This window comes from Tsuneonella sp. HG249 (assembly GCF_053819205.1).
This window is the reverse complement of the sequence record NZ_JBSOQY010000001.1, coordinates 571,458-592,174: the sequence shown is the minus strand read 5'-3', so window position 1 is coordinate 592,174 and position 20,717 is coordinate 571,458. Positions and strand designations below refer to the sequence as shown.

The following is a 20,717-nucleotide window of genomic DNA, read 5'->3' as shown; positions in this document are numbered from 1 at the left end:
CCGATGCGCGGCGAGGCGGGCCTACTGGCGGACCTCGCCGCGCTCGACATTCCTTACGAGGCGCACGAGCACGCCGCGGTTTTCACCGTCGCTGAGAGCCGCCTGCTCGACCGCGATTTTCCCGGCGAGCACACCAAGAACCTGTTCCTGAAAGACGCCGGGGACGCCTTCTGGCTGGTCACCGTGGGTGCCGACGCCAGGGTCGATCTCAAGGCGTTGCCCGTCGCGATAGGCAGCAAGCGGGTGAGCTTTGCCAAGGCGGACGACATGGTTCGCCTGCTCGGGATAACGCCCGGTTCGGTAACACCTCTGGCGATGATCAACGCCGCGCCCGCTAGCGTGACCGCGGTGCTCGATGCCGGGCTGGCTGCCGCTAACCGGATTAACGTCCATCCCCTGCGCAACACCGGCACGCTGGGACTGGCGGGGGCCGACGCCTTGCGTCTGCTGCGGCACTGGGGACATGCTCCCATCGTCACGGCCGTGCCACAAGTAAAAGGGGAGAAGGCATGAGGACCACGATGCATGTTGCCGCCGCCGCGCTGCTTGCCATAGGGGCACCGTCGCTGGCGAGCGAGGCGCTGGTGGGGGGCACCGTAATCGACGGCACCGGCCGTTCGTTCGATGACAGCGTTGTGGTGGTCGACCGCGGCCGGATCGTCTGCGTCGGCGCGGCGGAGACCTGCCGCGTGCCTGCCGCTGCCAGGCGGATCGATGTCTCGGGTAAGTTCGTGACCCCGGGGCTGGTCGATGCCCACGTCCATTTCGCCCAGACCGGGTGGATGGACGGGCGACCGGACGGGCTCGAGGACAAGGCCGTCTATCCCTACGAAGCGACTGTCGCCGCCCTGCGTTCCGATCCCGGTCGCTGGCACCGTTCCTACTTGTGCAGCGGAGTCACCGCGGTGCTCGACACCGGCGGCGCCCCGTGGACCCTTACCGGTCCCCAGGTGTCGGACAGCGACCGGCCGGATCGCGCGCGGGCGCGAGCGACCGGACCGCTGATTACGCATGGCGGGCGAAACGAGTTCTACGCCTACGGATCGCTCGCGGACCAGCCGATGTTCCTGCCGATGGAAAGCGCCGCGCAGATCAAGGCCGATGTGGCCCGTCTGAAGGGGATGGGCGCCGCCGCCATCAAGGTATGGTTTCTCGATCCGCCGGCGGGGCGGAAAGATGAGCTCGACGCGCTGATGCTCGAAGCCGGCGCCGCCGCCCGTGCGGCCGGGCTGCCGTTGATCGTCCACGCGACCGAGCTTCGCAATGCCAAGACGGCTTTGCGCGCGGGCGCGTACATGCTCGTCCACAGCGTGGAGGACGAGCCGGTCGACGCCGAGTTTCTCAAGCTGCTGAAGGCCAACGACACGGTCTATGCGCCGACGCTGGTGGTCGGCCGCAACTGGTCGCGCGCGGCGCTTTCGATCGCCACGGGCGAAGCGGCGACGGTCGACGATCCCAACCGCTGCGCCGATACCGCCATTCTCGACCGGATTGCCAAGCCCGAGGCGCTGCGGGCGGCGTTCGAGAAGGACTGGGGCGGCAAGGTCACCCCGTTCGCGGGGCGCTTCGAGACGGTCGGGCGCGAGGCCTACATCATGGCGCAGAACCTGCGCGCGGTGCGCGATGCGGGTGGCCGGATCGTGCTTGCCACCGATGCCGGAAATCCGCTGACCCTGCACGGCCCCTCGGCCAATTGGGAGCTCGAGGCGATGCAGGCCGCCGGAATGACGCCGGCCGAAGTAATCGCCGCGGCGACCCTTTCGGCTGCGCGGGCGATCGGCCTGGGGCAAGATGTCGGATCGCTCGAGGCCGGCAAGGGCGCCGACTTGCTGGTTCTCGCCGAGGACCCGAGGCGAGACGTGAAGGCATTCCGGTCGCTCACCCACGTGATGCGCGCGGGAGTCCTCAAGACCCAGCAAGAGCTACGGGTGCGATAGGGTCACTGCGCGAACAGCAGCAAGCTCCGCCCGCCGCCCGAGATCAACACGCCGTTAGCCGGCGTGCGTTCGACCGTGGTGGCCGCATCGAGCGCGCGGGTAACTTCCGTCAGACGCGGATGCAGGCCGATCGCGCATACCGGCGGAGGCATCTCGCCCAGACGGGGCGCGCCGATATAGGGACCGAAGGCGATCCTGCCGCCGTCGATGGTGTAACTGCGCGCGACCCCGGCACATCGCGGTTCCCACCACAGTTCGCGATCGCTGCCCCCCAGGGCGAGGCCATAGGGTTCGTTGAAATCCTTGCCGTCGATCCCCGCCACGCGCCACGCGCCGGCTAGCGAAGATATCGAACCGGTCGTGGGCGATGGCGATGGCGATGGCGCCGGACCGGTCGATGCCGCAGCAACGGGAGTGGGCGTCGCCGTCGGTTCCGGACCGACCACGGATTGTTGGCAGGCGGCCAGCGTAAGAATGGCGGCCAGGCTGATCGCTCGCATAGTGCACCTCGTGCCACGATAACGTTGCATGCCAAAAAAAGGCCCCGCCGGTCGCTCCGGCGGGGCCATCGTGTCACTATACCTTAGGGCTTACTCCTCGGTCGCGGCTTCCTCGGGAAGATCCTCGACCGGGGCTTCATCGCTCTGCTGGAGGTAGTCGCCCGCGTCGGCGTCGGTCCCGTGGGTTTCGCCCTCCATCACCGCCAGCGGATCGTCGCCGATCGCCGCCTCGGGGCCCTGCTCGAGCTCGGCCGCATGCTCTTCCTCGGCGGTGTTTGCCATGATCAGAGCATCCTGCGTCTTGCGCCAGGCAGCCCGCAGAGCGGCGTCGCGGCCCGAGGCTGCGATGCGCATGCGGTTCATGCCCGCGCCGGTGCCGGCGGGGATGAGACGGCCAACGATCACGTTCTCCTTAAGCCCGATCAGCGAGTCCTTCTTCCCCTCGACCGCCGCCTGCGTGAGCACGCGGGTAGTTTCCTGGAAGCTCGCCGCCGAGATGAACGAGCGGGTCTGGAGCGACGCCTTGGTGATGCCGAGCAGCACCGGGTTGCCGGTCGCGGGCGACTTGCCCTTGCCCAGCCTGGCGTTGATCTCGTCCATCTCCTGGCGATCGACCTGTTCGCCCGGCAGCAGCACGGTGTCGCCGCCGTAGGTGATCTCGACCTTCTGCAGCATCTGGCGAACGATCACCTCGATGTGCTTGTCGTTGATCTTCACGCCCTGGAGCCGGTAGACTTCCTGGATCTCGTCGACGAGGTACTCGGCCAGCGCCTCGACACCCATGACTTCGAGGATGTCGTGCGGATTCGGCGAGCCCGAGATCAGCGTGTCGCCCTTCTTGACGAAATCGCCTTCCTGGACGTCGATCACCTTGGTCTTGGGGATCAGGTACTCCACCGGATCGCCCTCTTCCGGGACGATCGCGATCTTGCGCTTGGCCTTGTACTCGCGGACGAATTCGACCCGGCCGGAGATCTTGGCGATCACCGAGACATCCTTCGGCATGCGCGCCTCGAACAGCTCGGCGACGCGCGGCAGACCGCCGGTGATGTCGCGGGTCTTGGCGGCTTCGCGGCTGGCGCGCGCGAGAATGTCGCCCGCCTCAACCCGCTGGCCGTCCTCGACCGAAAGCGAGGTGCCCGGCGCCAGCATGTAGCGCGCGGCCTCGGTCTCTTCGCCCTTCTTGCCGGCTTCCTCGCCCAGGAGGGTGAGGCGCGGACGCAGGTCGTCCTTCTTCTTGCGGCTCGACGCGCGCAGCTCGGTGACGACGCGCTGGGCGATGCCGGTGGCATCGTCCACACGCTCTTCCATCGTCGTGCCGTCGATCAGGTCCTGGAACCGGACTATGCCCGACTGCTCGGTGATGATCGGCAGCGTGAACGGATCCCATTCGGCAAGGCGTTCGCCTTCCTTCACCTGGTCGCCGTCCTTGTGGATCAGCACCGTACCGTAAGGCACGCGGTGCAGCTCGCGCTCGCGCCCTTCGGCGTCGATCACCACGATCTCGCCGTTGCGCGCGAGGCTGAGGATGCGCCCGCGCTTGTCGATGATCGTGGGCATGTCGCGGTATTCGACGCGGCCGTCGGAGATCGCCTCGAGGTGCGAGGTCTCGTTGAGCTGAGCCGCGCCGCCGATGTGGAACGTGCGCATGGTGAGCTGGGTACCCGGCTCGCCGATCGACTGGGCCGCGATGACCCCGACCGCCTCGCCGATGTTGACCGGTGTGCCGCGGGCAAGATCGCGCCCGTAGCACGTGCCACAGACACCCTGTTCGGCCTCGCAGATCAGCGGCGAGCGGATCTTGGCCGACTGAACTTCAGCCTCCTCGATCGCCTTTACCATCGGCTCGTCGAGCAAGGTCTTGGCCTTGACGATGACTTCGCCTGTCTTGGCATTGACCAGGTCTTCGGCGGTGGTGCGGCCGAGGATGCGCTCGCCGAGCGAGGCAATCACCGAACCGCCCTGCACGATCGCGCGCATTTCCAGCGCTCGCTCGGTGCCGCAGTCGTCCACGATCACGACGCAATCCTGCGACACGTCGACCAGGCGGCGAGTCAGGTAGCCCGAGTTCGCCGTCTTGAGCGCCGTGTCCGCGAGACCCTTGCGGGCGCCGTGGGTCGAGTTGAAGTATTCAAGGACGGTCAGGCCTTCCTTGAAGTTCGAGATGATCGGGGTCTCGATGATCTCGCCCGAGGGCTTGGCCATCAGGCCGCGCATGCCGGCGAGCTGCTTCATCTGCGCCGGCGAACCACGCGCGCCCGAGTGGCTCATCATGTAGATCGAGTTGACCTGCGCTTCCTTGCCGTTCTCGTCGATCGGCTGCGCGCGGATCTCGTCCATCATGGCGCTGGCCACCTGGTCGCCGGTCCGGCTCCAGGCGTCGATCACCTTGTTGTACTTTTCCTGCTGGGTGATCAGGCCGTCCTGATACTGCTGCTCGTAATCGGCGACGAGCGACTTGGCTTCCTCGATCATGCCAACCTTGCTGTCGGGGATGATCATGTCGTCCTTGCCGAACGAGATGCCAGCCTTGAACGCGTGGCGGAAACCGAGCGCCATGATGGCGTCGGCAAATAGCACCGTGTCCTTCTGGCCGGTGTGGCGGTAGACCTGGTCGATGACGTCGCCGATCTCCTTCTTGGTGAGGAGCCGGTTGATCACTTCGAACGGCACCGTGTGCTTCTTCGGCAGGCACTCGCCGATCAGCATTCGGCCCGGCGTGGTGATCACGCGCTTCATGTACTCCTTGCCGTGCTCATCGACCTGCGGGACGCGGGTGATGATCTTGGAGTGGAGCGTCACGAACTTGGTTTCGAGCGCCTGGTGCACCTCGGCGATGTCGGCGAAGCGCGGCAGCTTCTCGATCTTCTCGCCGTTCTCGCCATCGATGAACTCGGGCGTCTTCTCCTGCCGTTCCATCGACAGGTAGTAGAGGCCAAGGACCATGTCCTGCGAGGGCACGATGATCGGCTTGCCATTGGCGGGGCTGAGGATGTTGTTGGTGCTCATCATCAGCACGCGCGCTTCCAGCTGGGCCTCGAGGCTCAGCGGGACGTGCACGGCCATCTGGTCGCCGTCGAAGTCGGCGTTGAACGCGGCGCAGACCAGCGGGTGAAGCTGGATCGCCTTGCCCTCGATCAGGACGGGCTCGAACGCCTGGATGCCGAGGCGGTGAAGCGTCGGCGCGCGGTTGAGCAGAACCGGGTGCTCGCGAATGACTTCATCCAGGATATCCCAGACTTCCTTGCGCTCCTTCTCGACCCACTTCTTGGCCTGCTTGAGGGTCATCGAGAGACCCTTGGCGTCGAGGCGGGCGTAGATGAACGGCTTGAACAGCTCGAGCGCCATCTTCTTGGGCAGGCCGCACTGGTGCAGCTTAAGCTCGGGACCGGTCACGATCACCGAACGGCCAGAATAGTCGACGCGCTTGCCGAGCAGATTCTGGCGGAAGCGGCCCTGCTTGCCCTTGAGCATGTCGCTCAATGACTTCAGCGGACGCTTGTTGGCGCCGGTGATCACGCGGCCGCGGCGGCCGTTGTCGAACAGCGCGTCAACGGCTTCCTGCAGCATGCGCTTTTCGTTGCGGACGATGATGTCCGGCGCGCGCAGCTCGATCAGCCGCTTCAAGCGATTGTTGCGGTTGATCACGCGGCGATAGAGGTCGTTGAGATCCGAGGTCGCGAACCGGCCGCCGTCGAGCGGCACTAGCGGGCGCAACTCGGGCGGGATGACCGGGATCACCTCGAGGATCATCCACTCGGGCTTGTTACCTGAATCGATGAAGCTCTCGACGACCTTAAGCCGCTTGATGATCTTCTTGGGCTTGAGCGTGGACTTGGTGGTCTCGAGCTCCTCGAGCAGCGCGTCACGCTCGCCCTGAAGGTCGAGGTCCATCAACATGGTCTTGACCGCGGACGCGCCGATGTCGGCGGTGAACGCGTCCTCGCCATATTCGTCCTGCGCGTCGAGCAGCTCGTCCTCGGTGAGGAGCTGGAACTTCTCGAGCGGGGTCAGGCCGGGCTCGGTGACGATGTACGATTCGAAGTAGAGCACGCGCTCGAGCTGCTTCAACTGCATGTCGAGCAGCAGGCCGATGCGGCTCGGCAGGCTCTTGAGGAACCAGATGTGCGCCACCGGCGCGGCGAGCTCGATGTGGCCCATCCGCTCGCGGCGGACCTTGGTCACCGTCACTTCGACGCCGCACTTCTCACAGACGACGCCCTTGTACTTCATGCGCTTGTACTTGCCGCACAGGCACTCGTAGTCCTTCACCGGACCGAAGATGCGCGCGCAGAACAGACCGTCACGCTCCGGCTTGAACGTGCGGTAGTTGATGGTTTCCGGCTTCTTGATCTCGCCGAAGGACCAACTGCGGATGCGCTCGGGGCTCGCGATCCCGATTTGGATCTGGTCGAACGTCTCGGGCTTGGCGAGCTGGTTGGTGAATTTGGTCAGTTCGTTCATGGTTCTGGTCCCTTACGGGTGAATTCTGTGGGGCGGATGGGAGGGGCCGAAGCCCCGCCCCGTTATTCCGCCGCCTCGGCCAGCGGTTCGCCGTCTTCGCCCACATCGAGCGAGGACAGTTCGACGTTGAGGCCGAGCGAGCGCATTTCCTTGACGAGCACGTTGAAGCTCTCCGGGATGCCGGCCTCGAACGTGTCGTCACCCTTGACGATCGCCTCGTAGACCTTCTGCCGGCCGACGACGTCGTCCGACTTCACGGTTAGCATCTCCTGCAACGTGTAGGCGGCGCCATAGGCCTGGAGCGCCCAGACCTCCATCTCGCCGAAACGCTGGCCGCCGAACTGCGCCTTACCGCCCAGCGGTTGCTGCGTGACGAGGCTGTAGGGGCCGATCGAACGCGCGTGGATCTTGTCGTCGACGAGGTGGTGGAGCTTCAGCATGTAGATGTAGCCCACGGTCACCTGCCGGTCGAAAGCGTCGCCCGTGCGCCCGTCGTAGAGCGTCACCTGGCCCGAAGTGGGGAGCCCCGCCTTCTCGAGCATCGCCGAAACGTCGGCCTCGCGGGCACCGTCGAACACCGGGGTACCGAACGGCACGCCGTTCTTGAGCGTCCCCGCCATTTCCACGATGTCTTCGGCCGAACGGCTCTCGATGTCGGCGTGATACTGCTCGCCGTAGACGTCCTTCAGCTTCTCGATCACCGCGGTCGGCGCCTTGGCCGCCTTGGGATCGGGATTGGCCTCGCGCCACTCCTCGAGCGCCGCGGTAACCTGCTGTCCGAGTCCGCGAGCCGCTAGGCCAAGGTGCGTCTCGAAGATCTGCCCCACGTTCATGCGCGACGGCACGCCCAGCGGATTGAGCACGATGTCGACCGGGGTGCCGTCTTCCATGAACGGCATGTCCTCGGCCGGCAGGATGCGGCTGATGACGCCCTTGTTGCCGTGACGGCCGGCCATCTTGTCGCCCGGCTGCAGCTTGCGCTTCACCGCGACGAAGACCTTGACCATCTTGAGCACGCCCGGCGCAAGCTCGTCGCCCCGCTCGAGCTTCTCGCGGCGGTCTTCGAACCGGTCGTCGATGACCTTTACGGCCTCGTCGTACTGGCCCTTGATCGCCTCGATCTGCGCCTGGCGGCTGTCGTCGGCCACGGCGAACTTGAACCATTCGAAGCGCTCGATGCCTTCGAGCAACTCTTCAGTGATCGTCTCGCCCTTCTTGACCCCCTTGGGGGCCGCGCTGACCACTTGGCCGACAAGCATTTCGCGCAGCCGGTTGTAAGTGGCCCGGTTGAGGATAGAACGCTCGTCCTGGCTGTCCTTGCGGAGCGCCTCGATCTCCTGGTTCTGGATCGCGCGCGTACGGTCATCGACCTCGATGCCGTGGCGGTTGAACACGCGGACGTCGACGATCGTCCCGGTCACCCCCGGCGGCAGGCGAAGCGAGGTGTCCCGCACGTCGCTGGCCTTCTCGCCGAAGATCGCGCGGAGGAGCTTTTCCTCCGGCGTCATCGGGCTCTCGCCCTTCGGCGTGATCTTGCCGACGAGGATGTCGCCCGGGTGCACTTCCGCGCCGATGTAGACGATGCCCGCTTCGTCGAGGTTGCGAAGGGCTTCCTCACCGACGTTGGGGATGTCGCGCGTGATGTCCTCGGGCCCAAGCTTGGTGTCGCGGGCCATGACCTCGAATTCCTCGATGTGGATCGAGGTGAACACGTCGTCTTTCACGATGCGTTCGGAGATCAGGATCGAGTCCTCGTAGTTGTAGCCGTTCCACGGCATGAACGCGACGAGGCTGTTGCGGCCCAACGCGAGCTCGCCGAACTCGGTAGACGGACCGTCGGCAATGATGTCGCCGGTCTCGACCGTGTCCCCGACTTTCACCAGCGGGCGCTGGTTGATGCAGGTCGACTGGTTCGAACGCTCGAACTTCTGGAGGCGATAGATATCGACCCCGGACTGGCCCGCTTCCACGTCGCCGATCGCGCGGATGACGATACGCGTCGCGTCGACCTGGTCGACCACGCCGCCGCGGCTGGCAGTAATCGCCGCGCCGCTGTCACGCGCCACCGTTTCTTCCATGCCGGTGCCCACGAAAGGTGCTTCGGCCTGGATCAGCGGCACCGCCTGGCGCTGCATGTTCGAACCCATTAGCGCCCGGTTGGCGTCGTCGTTCTCCAGGAAGGGAATGAGCGACGCAGCGACCGAAACGAGCTGCTTGGGGCTGACGTCCATCAGCGTGATCTGCTCGTTGGGCAGCATCACGAATTCGCCGCTCTGGCGCGCCGAGACGAGGTCTTCGACGAAAGAACCGTCCGCATTGGTTTCCGCCGAAGCCTGCGCCACCGCATGCTTCTGCTCTTCCATCGCCGACAGGTACTTGACGTCGCCGGTCACCTTGCCGTCGATCACCTGGCGATACGGCGTCTCGATGAAGCCATACTTGTTTACGCGGGCGAAGGTCGACAGCGAGTTGATCAGGCCGATGTTCGGGCCTTCGGGCGTTTCGATCGGGCAGATGCGGCCGTAGTGCGTCGGGTGCACGTCGCGCACCTCGAAGCCGGCGCGCTCACGCGTGAGACCGCCCGGCCCCAATGCCGAGACGCGGCGCTTGTGCGTCACTTCGGAAAGCGGGTTGGTCTGGTCCATGAACTGCGAAAGCTGGCTCGAACCGAAGAACTCGCGCACCGCGGCCACCGCCGGCTTGGCGTTGATCAAATCGTTCGGCATCACGGTCGAGACGTCGACCGAGCTCATCCGCTCCTTCACCGCGCGCTCCATGCGCAGCAGGCCGACGCGGTACTGGTTTTCCAAGAGCTCGCCGACCGAACGCACCCGGCGGTTGCCGAGGTTATCGATGTCGTCGACTTCGCCCTTACCGTCCTTGAGCCCGACGAGCTCCTTCACCACCGCGAGGATGTCTTCCTTGCGCAGGGTGGTCACGGTGTCCTCGGCGTCGAGGCCCAGGCGCATGTTGAGCTTGACGCGGCCGACGGCGGACAGGTCGTAGCGCTCACTGTCGAAGAACAGGCCTTCAAACAGCGCTTCCGCGGTTTCCTTGGTCGGCGGTTCGCCGGGCCGCATGACCTTGTAGATCGCCTCGAGGCCTTCGTCGCGGTTCTCGGCCTTGTCGACCTGGAGGGTGTTGCGGATCCAGGGGCCGGTGTTGACGTCGTCGATGTCGAGCAGCTCGAGCCGATCGACACCCGCCTTGTCGAGCGCCTCGAGGTTTTCGGGGCTGACTTCATCGCCCGCCTCGATCCAGATGCGACCGGTCTTCTCGTCGATGAGGTCGTTCGCGGCAAAGCGGCCGAAGATTTCCTCGGTCGGGATCAACAGCTCCGTAAGGCCGTCCTTGGCCGCCTTGTTGGCGGCGCGCGGGCTGATCTTGGTGCCGGCGGGGAATACTTCCTCGCCGGTCTTGGCATCGACCAGCGCGAACGCGGGCTTTGAACCGCGCCATGCATCGGGGCTGTAGGGAATCTTCCAGCCGTCGCCGTTCTTGCCGGACACGCGCTGCCAGGCGACGGTCTCGTAGAAGTGGGCGAGGATCTCTTCGCCAGACAGGCCGAGCGCATAGAGCAGCGCGGTGACCGGCAGCTTGCGCTTGCGGTCGATGCGGACGTTGACGATGTCCTTGGCGTCGAACTCGAAGTCGAGCCACGAGCCGCGATAGGGGATCACGCGCGCGGCGAACAGCAACTTGCCCGATGAGTGGGTCTTGCCGCGGTCGTGGTCGAACAGCACACCGGGCGAACGGTGCATCTGGCTGACGATGACGCGCTCGGTGCCGTTGATGATGAAGGTGCCGTTGTGCGTCATCAACGGCATGTCGCCCATGTAGACGTCCTGCTCCTTGATATCGAGGACGCTGCGGGTCTCGGTCTCGGTGTCGACTTCGAACACGATGAGGCGAAGCGTAACCTTCATCGGCGCGGCATAGGTGATGCCGCGCTGACGGCACTCTACTGTGTCGTACTTGGGGTCTTCGAGTTCGTAGTGAACGAAGTCGAGCTCGGCGGTTCCGGCGAAATCGCGGATGGGGAACACGCTGCGCAGGGTCTTCTCGAGCCCCGACACGTAGCCGGTGCTCTTGTCCGAGCGAAGGAACTGCTCGTAGCTCTCGCGCTGAACCTCGATCAGGTTCGGCATCTGCACGACTTCATGGATGTCGCCGAAAATGCGTCGAATGCGCTTCTTCGCGGTACCTGTCTGCGTGTTGCGGGTCGGAGCCGGAGCCTTCGCCTTGGTCGCCATGGAGATAGTTCGCCTTATCGTCGCCGCGCAGCGCGGCTGTCCAAATTCGCACGAGAGGGAAACCGGGACGCGAAAAGCCCGCAGCGCATGACGAACCGCTTCCGGCCGCCGGCTACAGGTTTCTGCATCGCGATTATGAGAGCGCCGCTTCCATTCGTAGGCAGGTCCCCGCGCATGGACCAGTCTTGCTCGAAGCGTGCGTTCGGGCAGCGATATAGGATTGCGACTCGCGCGAGTCAAACGCCGCTTGAGCGTAAATCCGGCTCTGCGGTCGCTCTGTCCAAGCGATTTTTCGTTTATCGATCATTGATTTATCGTTTTTCGATATTTATCGATTGACGATAACACGCCGGGTGCTTATCGATAATCGGCATCAACCTTATTGGAGATCGAGAAATGTCCCGTACCGCTTCCAATCTCACCGCCCTGGTTTTCGCCTTGGTGCTGACCGGCCTGACATTCCAGCAAACGCTCGTAATGCCCGGTGCCACGCGTCCGTCGCCGACCGGCTACGTCCTCGCCTAAGCAAAATCCTAAGAGGGAATACATTCATGACGATACGTCCCAAGGATCCGCTGCTCGCCATCGCGCGCGTTCTTACGTGGTTCTTCATCATCGTGCTCGGCTTCGTTGGCGCGGCCATGCTGGTCGCCACACCGTTCGTCGCTTTCAACAACGCCACGGTCGTGGCGGAACTCGTGAAGGAAGGCGTCCAGGTCGGCAGCGAAGTTACCTTCGTGATCGTCATGGTCCTGCTCGCGGTTGCCGGCCTGATGGCCCTGGCAATATGGTTCCTGCGCCTCTTGCTTCGGATCATCGACAGCGTGGGCGAAGGCGATCCGTTCGCGCCGATCAATGCCGTCCGGCTCAACCGCATGGCGTGGATCAGCCTGGGCGCCTACGTTGCCACGCTCCCCGTCGGCGCAATGGTGATGTGGTTGGCTAGCGTCGCCAAGGAAGCTCACGCCGACGTCAGCACCGATTTCGATCTCGGCGGCAGCCTGTTGATGCCGCTGGTCCTGTTCATCCTCGCTCGCGTGTTCCGTCTCGGCGCCGCCATGCGGGAAGACCTCGAGGGGACGGTGTGATGCCAGCAGAAGAAGGAACCAGCATCGTGGTCACGCTCGACGACCTGCTGCACGCCCGCCGGATGACTCTCACCGAACTGGCAGAGCGTGTGGGCCTTACAATCGCCAACCTGTCAATCCTCAAGACCGGCAAGGCCAAGGCAATCCGCTTCTCCACGCTCGAGGCGATCTGCCGCGAACTGGATTGCCAGCCGGGGGAACTGCTCGCCTACCGGCCTTAGACTTAAACCGCCCCGGCCTGATTCCCGGGTCACTCTCCCCCTAGCCGGGGTTGCCCGCCGGGCCCGCGCAAGCAGGTCCGGCGGGAACTATGTGGGAATGTGGCGATTTAGTGGCAATCCTGATGGAGATTAAACCATGAAGAAGATTGCTATTATCGCCGCGATGCCCTTCGCGCTGACGCTCGCCGCTTGCGGCGGAGACCGCGAGGCCGCCGAAGGCGATGCCACCACGGCGACCGCGACTGACGACGCCATGGCCACCGACACCAGTGCGGTCGGCCCGACCGATACCACGCCGGGCACCACCGCCACGACCGCCGGAAGCGGGATGTCCGATGCGCAGGAAGCGGAAGTCGCCGACGAGACCGCCGAGGATCTCGAGGAACGCGCCGATGCGGTGGAAGACGTTAATGAAGCCGAGGCCGATCGCCTCGAGGCGCAGGCTAAGGCTCTTCAGAAGGAGCGCGACGCCAAGCGCTAAGGCTACCAATACGCCACCGGCTTGACTTGCCGGTGCATTACTCTAGAGGCCCGCCCCGTCCGGCGGGCCTCTTTGCATTTGCGAGAGATTCCCGGGCGTCCGTCCGAGACAGTTGCTGAGGGCTTCCCTCTTAATTCGCAACCTAGGCGGGGAAACGAGATTTTTCGCAGGTTGGCCAAGGCCATGCCTGTTCACGGTGTATGGCACCGCTCCTTCCCCATCGATGGACCCGCCCACTCGCGCTTCGGCGTTCGTGGCAATGTGAGCCGATCGCCCAGCATCCGCTGAGCGATCAAGTGAAGGAGCAAGGCATGGATCGTTCGCAGAAAGCCGACGCGGTCGCCGAGCTGAGCAAAGTCTTCAACGAGGTCGGCGTGGTGGTAGTCACCCGCAACCTCGGCATGACGGTGGGCCAGTCCACCGCCCTGCGTACGAAGATGCGCGACGCCGGTGCGACCTACAAGGTGGCGAAGAACCGTCTTACCCGGATCGCCCTCAACGATACCCCCTATATGGGTCTGGACGATTTCCTGTCCGGTCCCACGGGCCTCGCCTGGTCGACCGACCCGGTGGCGGCGGCGAAGGCCGCGGTGGATTTCGCCAAGACGAACGACAAGCTCGAAATCGTCGGTGGATCGATGGGCGCCCTGGTGCTCGACGCGGAAGGGATCAAGGCGCTCGCCTCGATGCCCAGCCTCGACGAGCTGCGCGCGAAGCTTATCGGCCTGGTCAATGCACCTGCCACCAAGGTGGTGCAGCTGGTCAACGCCCCGGCAAGCAAGCTCGCCCGAGTCTTTGGAGCCTACGCAGCCAAGGAAGCGGCATAAGCGGTTTTTCCCTGAAGCAAGATTCCCGGGGCAGCTGCCCCAGCCCAATTACGGAGTGAAACATCATGGCCGATATCGCCAAGCTTGTTGAAGACCTTTCGACCCTTACCGTCCTGGAAGCCGCCGAGCTTGCCAAGGCGCTCGAAGAAGCGTGGGGCGTCAGCGCCGCCGCTGCCGTTGCCGTTGCGGCTCCTGCCGCCGGTGGTGGCGACGCCGGTCCGGCTGCCGAAGAGCAGACCGAATTCGACGTCATCCTGACCGGTGACGGCGGCAAGAAGATCCAGGTCATCAAGGAAGTCCGCGCGATCACCGCGCTGGGCCTGACCGAGGCCAAGACCCTCGTCGAGAGCGCCCCGAAGGCGATCAAGGAAGGCGTCAACAAGGCAGAGGCCGAAGAGATCAAGAAGAAGATCGAGGAAGCCGGCGGCACCGTCGAGATCAAGTAAGCTTCGCTTACGATCCTCGTCTCTTCGCGAGACCAGCGAAGGGCGACCCAGCGATGGGTCGCCCTTTTCGCGTGTGCGGCCTACCGCGCGGGGCGAAGCGTCCGGCTGGCGACGGCCCACAACGCATTGACCAGCGCGGCGGACACCGCACCGACCAGCGCGCCCGCGACTATGTCGGTCGGGTAATGGGCGTTGCGGGGCAAACGAGCGAGCCCGATCGCCGCTGCAGCGCCGTGCGACCAACCGGCATAGGCGGGAAACTCCGCCGCGAAGCCACCGGCTGCGGCAAAGGCCCCACCCGCATGACCGGATGGAAAACTGGATTCCTCCTTGGCCGTGTCATGCCCCTTGCGCGGCTTTACGGGTTTCCCGCTGGCGCTGCGCGGCCGGCTGCGGATCACCCGCTCCTTGAGCTGGTCCTTGGTGAACGTGCCCATTTCATGGGCCAGTGCCATCCGCAGCGAGGCGCGGACCAGGGAAGAGTCCCGGCGCGCGAGGCCGAGCAGCAACACTCCTCCGCTCAGAAGGCGCAGCTGCAATTGGTCGCCGGCCTGGCTGAACCATGACAATCCCTTGGCCAGCGGGTGGTCGCGATAGGGCAGCAATGCCTTTCGGGCACGGCGGTCGAATCCGAACACGGGCGCTGCCAGCTTTTCGGCCTTTCTCTTCGCACTCATGCGCCACCAACCCGTGCCGGCATGGAAGGTGCCGGATAAAGCGCGGCGATCCTCACCGGGGCTCGACCGGCGGAGGGGAAGCCAAGGGCGGCCACACCCGGTTGAACGCGTGCTTCTTGCCGAGTCGGTCGAACGCCGGGGTCACCAGTACACCGTGCATCAAGATCGAGGCGGCGATGATCAGCCCGAGGGTACCCCACAAGCTGTATTCGTAGTCGAACGTGCCGTGATTGAAGCCATAGCTGAGGTAGTACACCGAACCGAGGCCACGGATGCCGAAGAAGGCGATGACCCCCCTCTCGAACCGGGGACGCGCGAAGCCGATCAGGCTTATCCAGCCCGCGACCGGCCGGATGACCAGCAGCATCGCAGCGGCGAACGCGGCCTCCTCCCAACCGATGTCGGCCAACAGACCGCCGGCGATCATCCCGCCGAACATGACCAGCATAAACATCATCAGCAGCCGCTCGGCCTCGTCAGCGAAGTCATGCAGCTTGCGATTGAACTCGTTGCCGTGCGCGGCCCTGCGGATCATCAGGCCGGCCACGAACACCGCCAGGAAGCCGTAACCATGAACGAACTCGGTGGCGGTATAGGCGAGGAAGGTAACGCCCAGCGCGATGAACCCGTCGCCGGTGCGCGACAGGCGCGTGCCGGCCGGCAGGCGATAGGTCATCCAGCCGATGAGCCAGCCGATTGCCGCCCCCATCCCGGCCCCGGCAAGGATCTTCCACAGGACGGCCATCAGGAGCCATTCTTTCGCGATCCCGGCGGTCAGGCCGCCGACGGTGGCGATGGCGATCGCCAGGTGGACGAAAGGAAACGCGAGAGCATCGTTGAGGCCCGCCTCGCTGGTCAGCGCGAACTTGGCCTCAGCTTCTCTCTCGTCCTGGTCGTGCTCGATCTGGACGTCGCCGGCCAGCACCGGGTCCGTGGGCGCCAGCGCGCCGCCAAGCAGTAGCGCGGTGGCTAGGCCCAGCCCGAGCAGGTAATGGCCGAGCGCCATCACCAGCACTATGGTCAGCGGCATGGCGATGCCGAGCAGGCGCCAGGTCGCCGCCCAGCTCGACCAGCCGATGGTGCGGCTGAGCTTGAGGCCGGCGCCCATCAGCGAGACTATCACAATGAGTTCCGTCGAGCGCTCGACGAGGGTCGGCGCATTCTCGGGATGCGGCGCCCATTGCGCGAGCGGGGTCCAGGTGAAGATCGCAATGCCGATCAGCACGCAGACGATGGGGAGCGAAAGCGCCATCCGCTGCAAAGCGATCGGCAGCCAGGCGACGAGCAGGATGAGCGCGCCCAGCCCGAACAGGATTTCGAAATACCACTTTCCGACGGTGGGCGCCTGAGCGGCGATCGTCGCGGCCTCCGACAGCACCGGCAGCATCGTCAGTTTCTCCGTTGCCCTTCGGCGCGGAAGTCAGACGGTTGTAACCCAGATTATGTTCCGCCCATCGGCCTTGGCCGCGACCGTCGGGGCTGCTGGCGGATGACCATTTCGCGGGCGGCCCGGTAATCGCCCGCTTCGCGTTGGACCTCGAGACGCCCGAGGTCGGTCTTGCGGTAATGATCTTCGGTATCGTCGATCGCCGCCACCGAATCGCCCATGGCTTCGAGCGCGGCGCGTCCCATTTGCACCGCCGATTCCATGACCTCGCGCACCGCGAAGTCGTACGGCGCATCGCGCAAGTCGATGAGCGTGCGGCGGTCGTAGGCCCGCAGGAAGATCTTTGGACGGGGAAACGCTTCGCGCACCGCCGTCAGCAACTCGGGGGAGAGTTGCTGGCCGTCGAGGCAGAACAGGATCACGTCGGCTTCGCTCGCACCGGCTTGGCGAAGCAAGTCTATGCGGGTCCCGTCTCCGAAATAGACTTTGCTGCCGAACTGGCCGGCAACGTCGATCATTTCGGTGTCGGTATCGACCATCGTCACCGCGATGTTGTTCGCCATCAGCATTTGCGACACGGTCTGCCCGAACCGCCCGTAGCCGACGACGAGTGCCGCCGCGCCGTCGCTCTGGGGGCCTTCGCGCCGTTCCGTGGTCTGCGGCGCCTGCCGGAGCGGCGCGGTCAGCATCATCAGGAAGGGCGTGGTCGCCATCGACAGCGTAACGATGGCGCCGAACAGGCTGGCGGCTTCCGGGTCGATCAGTAGCCCCGCCTGCGCCTGGGCGAACAGGACGAAGCCGAACTCGCCGCCCTGGCTGAGGAGCAGGCCGAGGGCGAGCGAGCCGCGCCAGCCCATGCCCATGAGCATGCCCAGCCCGCCGATCACCGCGGCCTTGATCGCGATGAGGCCGAGCGCGCCGGCGAGGACGAACACGGGCCGTTCGGCGATGGCGCCCAGGTCGAGCATCATCCCGACCGCCAGGAAAAACAGCCCCAGGAGGATCGAGCGGAAGGGCTCGACGTCGGTCTCGAGCTCGTGCCGAAAGGGCGTGTCGGCGAGCATGACGCCGGCGATGAAGGCGCCCAATGCGGTCGACAGGCCGAGTAGCTCCATGGTCGCGGCGCAGGCGGCGACTGTGAACAGCGCGGCGACAATGAACATCTCGCGCTCGCCGAGCCCTCCGATGAGGCGAAACAGCGGGCGGATCAGGAAGCGTCCGGCCAGGATGAGCCCCGCGATCGCCCCGACGGTAAGGAGGACAGTCTGCCATCCCGGCGGGCCTTCCGCCTGCGCGGGATTGCGGCTCAACGCGGCGATCACCGTGATCATCGGAATCAGCGCGAGGTCCTGGAACAGCAGCACCGAGAACGCTCGCTCGCCGAATGGCGTGCGAAGACGTCCTGCCGACTGCAGCATCGGCAGCACCTGCGCGGTGGACGAAAGGGCCAGCGGCAGGCCGATCGCCAGCGCCGCGGCCCAACTGAAGCCGGTCGCCAGGCCGATCGCCACGGTGAGCGCCGCGCCGCACAGCAAGACCTGCGCGAGGCCGAGTCCGAAGATCTCCTTGCGCATTCGCCACAGCCGGGCAGGCGCGAGCTCGAGCCCGACGATGAAGAGCAGCAGCACGATCCCCATTTCGGCGAACGCGATCTTGCCCTCGGCATCACCCGTGAGGTCGAGCACCTGCGGGCCGATGACTGCGCCCGCTACGAGGTATCCCAGGGTGGCGCCGAGCCCGAGGCGCCGAAAGAGCAGCACGAAGCCAAGCGCAAAGCCCAGCATCACCACCCCGTCGCGCAGGAACAGCGAGGCGGCGGAATGATCCATCAGATCGTCTTGAGGTAAGCGACGACTTCGGCGCGCTTGGCAGGGTCCTTGAGCCCGGGGTAGACCATCTTGGTGCCCGGCACGGTCTTCATCGGGGTGTCGAGGAAGCGGTCGAGCGTGGCGTCGTCCCACACGAGCCCGGAGCCCTTCATGGCCGCGCTATAGGCGTAGCCTTGCACCGAACCCGCGGGCTTGCCATGGATTCCCGCCAGCGAGGGCCCGATGAGGTTGCGGCCCGGCTCGACCGAATGGCAGGTCTTGCATTGGACGAATGAGGCCGGAGCGGCGGCGGTCGCGGCGGACGGTGCGGCTGCCACCGCCTCGCTCGGCGGAGCCGCCGCCGGATCGATTTGCGGGTTGTCGCTTTCGGTCGCCGCCTGGCCGCAACCGGCCAGAGCCATCACACATGCCAGGGGAAAGGCGGATTTGAACATCGGCGGCAACTCCCACAGGCGCGGTTCGACCGCACCTCTAAGCGCTAAGCCGCCCGCGTCAAAGCTTGAGGTTCGCGCGTACGCCGATCATGTCGATGCCGGGGTTCTGCTGGCTGTTGAACAGGCGGGCGTTGGAGATATGCACCCAGCTCGCCTCCACGCTGACGCGCGGGGCCACCGCCATGCCGAGCGCAATCTCCGGCGCGAACAGCACGCGGCTGCCGAGGTCGGTGCGCAGCCCGGTGGTCGGATTCACCCGCACGTCCGGCGCGTTGTGGACGACCAGCCCGACGCCGGGCCGCACGTAGACTCCACCGAGCCCGAACTTGCGACTCACGCCGGCGCCGACGAAGTCCGTCCCACCCTCTTCGCTGTTGACCGAGCCGAACACGTATGGCTCGATCCTCGCCACCGGCAGGATCGGGTCGAGCCGATAGCCTAGCTGCAGGTCAGCTCCGCTTTCCTGCGTGTCGAGCGTGAAGGGTGTATCGACCGCGTGCTTGTACACTCCGCCATAGAGCTCCCCGGCGGCGACAGGAGATGAGGCGAAAGCCAGCGCGGCGAAGGCGGCGGCCAGGAAGGTGCGGTTCATGTCTCGGGCCTTGGCTGTGGCAAGCTTGCCGCAAGCTTAAAGCAATTCCCCGCGCGCGACTTCTTGCCCTTTGTCAATCGCGGGACCGCGCCTATCCGGGCCGGCTTTATGACGCGGGATCGTGCCTTGTCGCCGTGGCGGATCGAACTGGTCGAGACCCTGCGTCTCGCCTGGCCGCTGGCGCTCGCCAATCTGCTGCAGATGCTCGTCCATGCGGTCGACGTGATTTTTGTCGCCCGCCTGGGAGAGCGCGAGCTGGCGGCATCGGCGCTCGGTATCGCCCTCTTCGGACTGATGTTGTGGGCCTTCTCGGGCCTCACCGGGATCGTCGCCGCACTGATCGCCGAAGAACTCGGACGGCGGCGGCACGCGGTGCGGCAAGTTCGGCGGTCGGTTCGCATGGCGCTGTGGCTGGCGATCGTTGCGGGCGGCGTTGGCATGGCGGTCTGCGCGCAAGGCGAGGCCCTCATGCTCGCGACCGGCCAGGACGCGGGGCTTTCAGCCCGCGCGGGCGATTTCCTGCGGATCATCATGTGGGCCATGGTCCCGATGGTCGCGGCAAGCGTGCTGCGCAACTTCGTCTCAGCATTGGGAAGGCCGATCTTCGCCACCGCGATCACCGCGCTGGCACTGGGCGCGAGCATACTGTTCAACTGGATGTTCGTGTTCGGCAACCTCGGCGCGCCGGCGCTCGGCCTCGAAGGTTCCGCGCTCGCCAGCGTGCTGACCTCGCTGTTCGTGCTGGCGAGCTATCTCGTCGCGATCGCCTGGGATCGGCGTCTCCGGCGTTATCGTATCTTCGGCAACTGGTGGCGGCCGGAATGGTCGCGGCTGCGCGAGATCGTCCTGCTCGGCTCGCCGGTGATGGTCATCATCATCGCCGAAGCGGGGTTGTTCAGTGGCGCCGCACTGCTGATGGGACGGATCGGCGAATCGGAGCTCGCCGGTCATACCGTGGCGCTGCAAATCGCCGCCCTCGCGTTCCAGGTGCCGTTCGGGGTCGGGCAGGCCGCGACGATCCGCGTCGGCTATCACTTCGGTGCCGGAGACCGCGCGGCCATCGGCCGTGCGGGGTGGATCGGCATCGCTGTCGCAGCCGCCTTCATGTGCCTGACCGCCGGCCTGATGATCCTCGCGCCGACGCTGTTGCTGCGGATTTACGTCGATCCTGCCGCTTCGGCGAACGCGGCGATGGTGGGCTTCGCGATCAGCTACATGGTGGTGGCGGCAGGGTTCCAGTTGTTCGACGGGGTCCAGGCGGTTGCCGCAGGGGCCTTGCGCGGGTTGCAGGACACCCGGATTCCGATGGTCATCGCGATCTTCAGCTATTGGGTGCCCGGATATGGTATTGCGATCTGGCTCGGCTTCTTCACTCCGTTGGAGGGGACTGGCGTGTGGATCGGCCTTGCCACCGGACTGGTGTTTGCCGCCGGGCTGCTTACCTGGCGCTGGGCGCGGCGCGAACGGCTCGGCCTGCTCCCGTTGCCCAATTGAAAGAAATCTTCCCTCGGGCTGCTTGACGCAGCGATTCCGAGCACTAAATGCCCCCTCGCTGGCACTCCCGCTGGGAGAGTGCCAAGA

17 protein-coding genes are annotated in these 20,717 nt (G+C 65.4%); 9 read left to right on the top strand and 8 right to left on the bottom strand.

What is annotated here, in order from left to right; genetic code table 11:
* Positions 1–3: 3 nt before the first annotated feature.
* Both ACWPM1_RS03005 and ACWPM1_RS03000 read left to right on the top strand, forming a co-directional pair.
* Positions 4–513: a prolyl-tRNA synthetase associated domain-containing protein gene (locus ACWPM1_RS03005; protein WP_455693359.1), complete on the top strand. Its 510-nt coding sequence runs from the start codon at positions 4–6 to the stop codon at positions 511–513.
* The gene (locus tag ACWPM1_RS03000) at positions 510–1,937 is read left to right on the top strand and encodes an amidohydrolase family protein (protein WP_455693358.1); all 1,428 of its coding nucleotides are present in this window, start codon (positions 510–512) and stop codon (positions 1,935–1,937) included. Before ACWPM1_RS03005 ends, ACWPM1_RS03000 begins: the two co-directional genes overlap by 4 nt.
* Positions 1,938–1,939: 2 nt before the next feature.
* On the opposite strand, the gene ACWPM1_RS02995 is transcribed toward ACWPM1_RS03000, so the two are convergent.
* The 3 genes from ACWPM1_RS02995 to rpoB all read right to left on the bottom strand — a co-directional run bounded on the left by ACWPM1_RS02995 (position 1,940) and on the right by rpoB (position 11,154).
* Complete coding sequence (locus ACWPM1_RS02995; protein ID WP_455693357.1) at positions 1,940–2,437, bottom strand: hypothetical protein; 498 nt, start codon at positions 2,435–2,437, stop codon at positions 1,940–1,942.
* A gap of 90 nt (positions 2,438–2,527) precedes the next feature.
* A complete protein-coding gene (rpoC, locus tag ACWPM1_RS02990; RefSeq protein ID WP_455693356.1) occupies positions 2,528–6,901 on the bottom strand; it encodes a DNA-directed RNA polymerase subunit beta' in 4,374 nt (1,457 codons plus the stop codon).
* Positions 6,902–6,963: 62 nt separating this feature from the next.
* Positions 6,964–11,154: a DNA-directed RNA polymerase subunit beta gene (gene rpoB / locus ACWPM1_RS02985; protein ID WP_455693355.1), complete on the bottom strand. Its 4,191-nt coding sequence runs from the start codon at positions 11,152–11,154 to the stop codon at positions 6,964–6,966.
* 396 nt (positions 11,155–11,550) lie between these two features.
* Here rpoB and ACWPM1_RS02980 point away from each other — a divergent pair, with 396 nt between their 5' ends.
* The 6 genes from ACWPM1_RS02980 to rplL all read left to right on the top strand — a co-directional run bounded on the left by ACWPM1_RS02980 (position 11,551) and on the right by rplL (position 14,217).
* Entirely contained in the window at positions 11,551–11,679 is a 129-nt protein-coding gene (locus tag ACWPM1_RS02980; protein WP_455693354.1) for a hypothetical protein, read from the top strand.
* Positions 11,680–11,705: 26 nt separating this feature from the next.
* Complete coding sequence (locus ACWPM1_RS02975) at positions 11,706–12,242, top strand: DUF2975 domain-containing protein (RefSeq protein WP_455693353.1); 537 nt, start codon at positions 11,706–11,708, stop codon at positions 12,240–12,242.
* Positions 12,242–12,463, top strand: coding sequence for a helix-turn-helix domain-containing protein (locus ACWPM1_RS02970; protein WP_455693352.1), 222 nt, complete (start codon positions 12,242–12,244; stop codon positions 12,461–12,463). The genes ACWPM1_RS02975 and ACWPM1_RS02970 overlap by 1 nt, the downstream gene beginning before the upstream one ends.
* 136 nt (positions 12,464–12,599) lie before the next feature.
* Positions 12,600–12,944 (top strand): hypothetical protein, encoded by a 345-nt coding sequence (locus ACWPM1_RS02965; protein ID WP_455693351.1) that lies wholly within the window; start codon positions 12,600–12,602, stop codon positions 12,942–12,944.
* 311 nt (positions 12,945–13,255) lie between these two features.
* Positions 13,256–13,771: a 50S ribosomal protein L10 gene (gene rplJ / locus ACWPM1_RS02960; RefSeq protein ID WP_455693350.1), complete on the top strand. Its 516-nt coding sequence runs from the start codon at positions 13,256–13,258 to the stop codon at positions 13,769–13,771.
* Positions 13,772–13,836: 65 nt separating this feature from the next.
* The gene (gene rplL / locus ACWPM1_RS02955; protein WP_455693349.1) at positions 13,837–14,217 is read left to right on the top strand and encodes a 50S ribosomal protein L7/L12; all 381 of its coding nucleotides are present in this window, start codon (positions 13,837–13,839) and stop codon (positions 14,215–14,217) included.
* A gap of 80 nt (positions 14,218–14,297) precedes the next feature.
* Here rplL and ACWPM1_RS02950 read toward each other — a convergent pair whose 3' ends face one another.
* From ACWPM1_RS02950 to ACWPM1_RS02930, 5 genes are read right to left on the bottom strand one after another with little or no spacing between them, the layout of a single operon-like run.
* Positions 14,298–14,894 carry a phosphatase PAP2 family protein gene (locus ACWPM1_RS02950; protein WP_455693348.1) on the bottom strand — a complete coding sequence of 199 codons (597 nt, stop codon included), beginning with the start codon at positions 14,892–14,894 and terminating at the stop codon, positions 14,298–14,300.
* Positions 14,895–14,946: 52 nt separating this feature from the next.
* Positions 14,947–16,281, bottom strand: a complete 1,335-nt coding sequence (locus ACWPM1_RS02945) for a cation:proton antiporter (protein ID WP_455693347.1) — start codon at positions 16,279–16,281, stop codon at positions 14,947–14,949.
* Positions 16,282–16,334: 53 nt separating this feature from the next.
* Positions 16,335–18,110, bottom strand: coding sequence for a cation:proton antiporter domain-containing protein (locus tag ACWPM1_RS02940; RefSeq protein WP_455693346.1), 1,776 nt, complete (start codon positions 18,108–18,110; stop codon positions 16,335–16,337).
* Positions 18,110–18,544 carry a c-type cytochrome gene (locus ACWPM1_RS02935; protein WP_455693345.1) on the bottom strand — a complete coding sequence of 145 codons (435 nt, stop codon included), beginning with the start codon at positions 18,542–18,544 and terminating at the stop codon, positions 18,110–18,112. Before ACWPM1_RS02935 ends, ACWPM1_RS02940 begins: the two co-directional genes overlap by 1 nt.
* A 58-nt stretch (positions 18,545–18,602) precedes the next feature.
* Positions 18,603–19,136 (bottom strand): acyloxyacyl hydrolase, encoded by a 534-nt coding sequence (locus tag ACWPM1_RS02930; RefSeq protein ID WP_455693344.1) that lies wholly within the window; start codon positions 19,134–19,136, stop codon positions 18,603–18,605.
* A 108-nt stretch (positions 19,137–19,244) separates the two neighbouring features.
* Here ACWPM1_RS02930 and ACWPM1_RS02925 point away from each other — a divergent pair, with 108 nt between their 5' ends.
* Positions 19,245–20,630 carry an MATE family efflux transporter gene (locus ACWPM1_RS02925; RefSeq protein WP_455693343.1) on the top strand — a complete coding sequence of 462 codons (1,386 nt, stop codon included), beginning with the start codon at positions 19,245–19,247 and terminating at the stop codon, positions 20,628–20,630.
* The last annotated feature ends 87 nt before the right edge of the window (positions 20,631–20,717 follow it).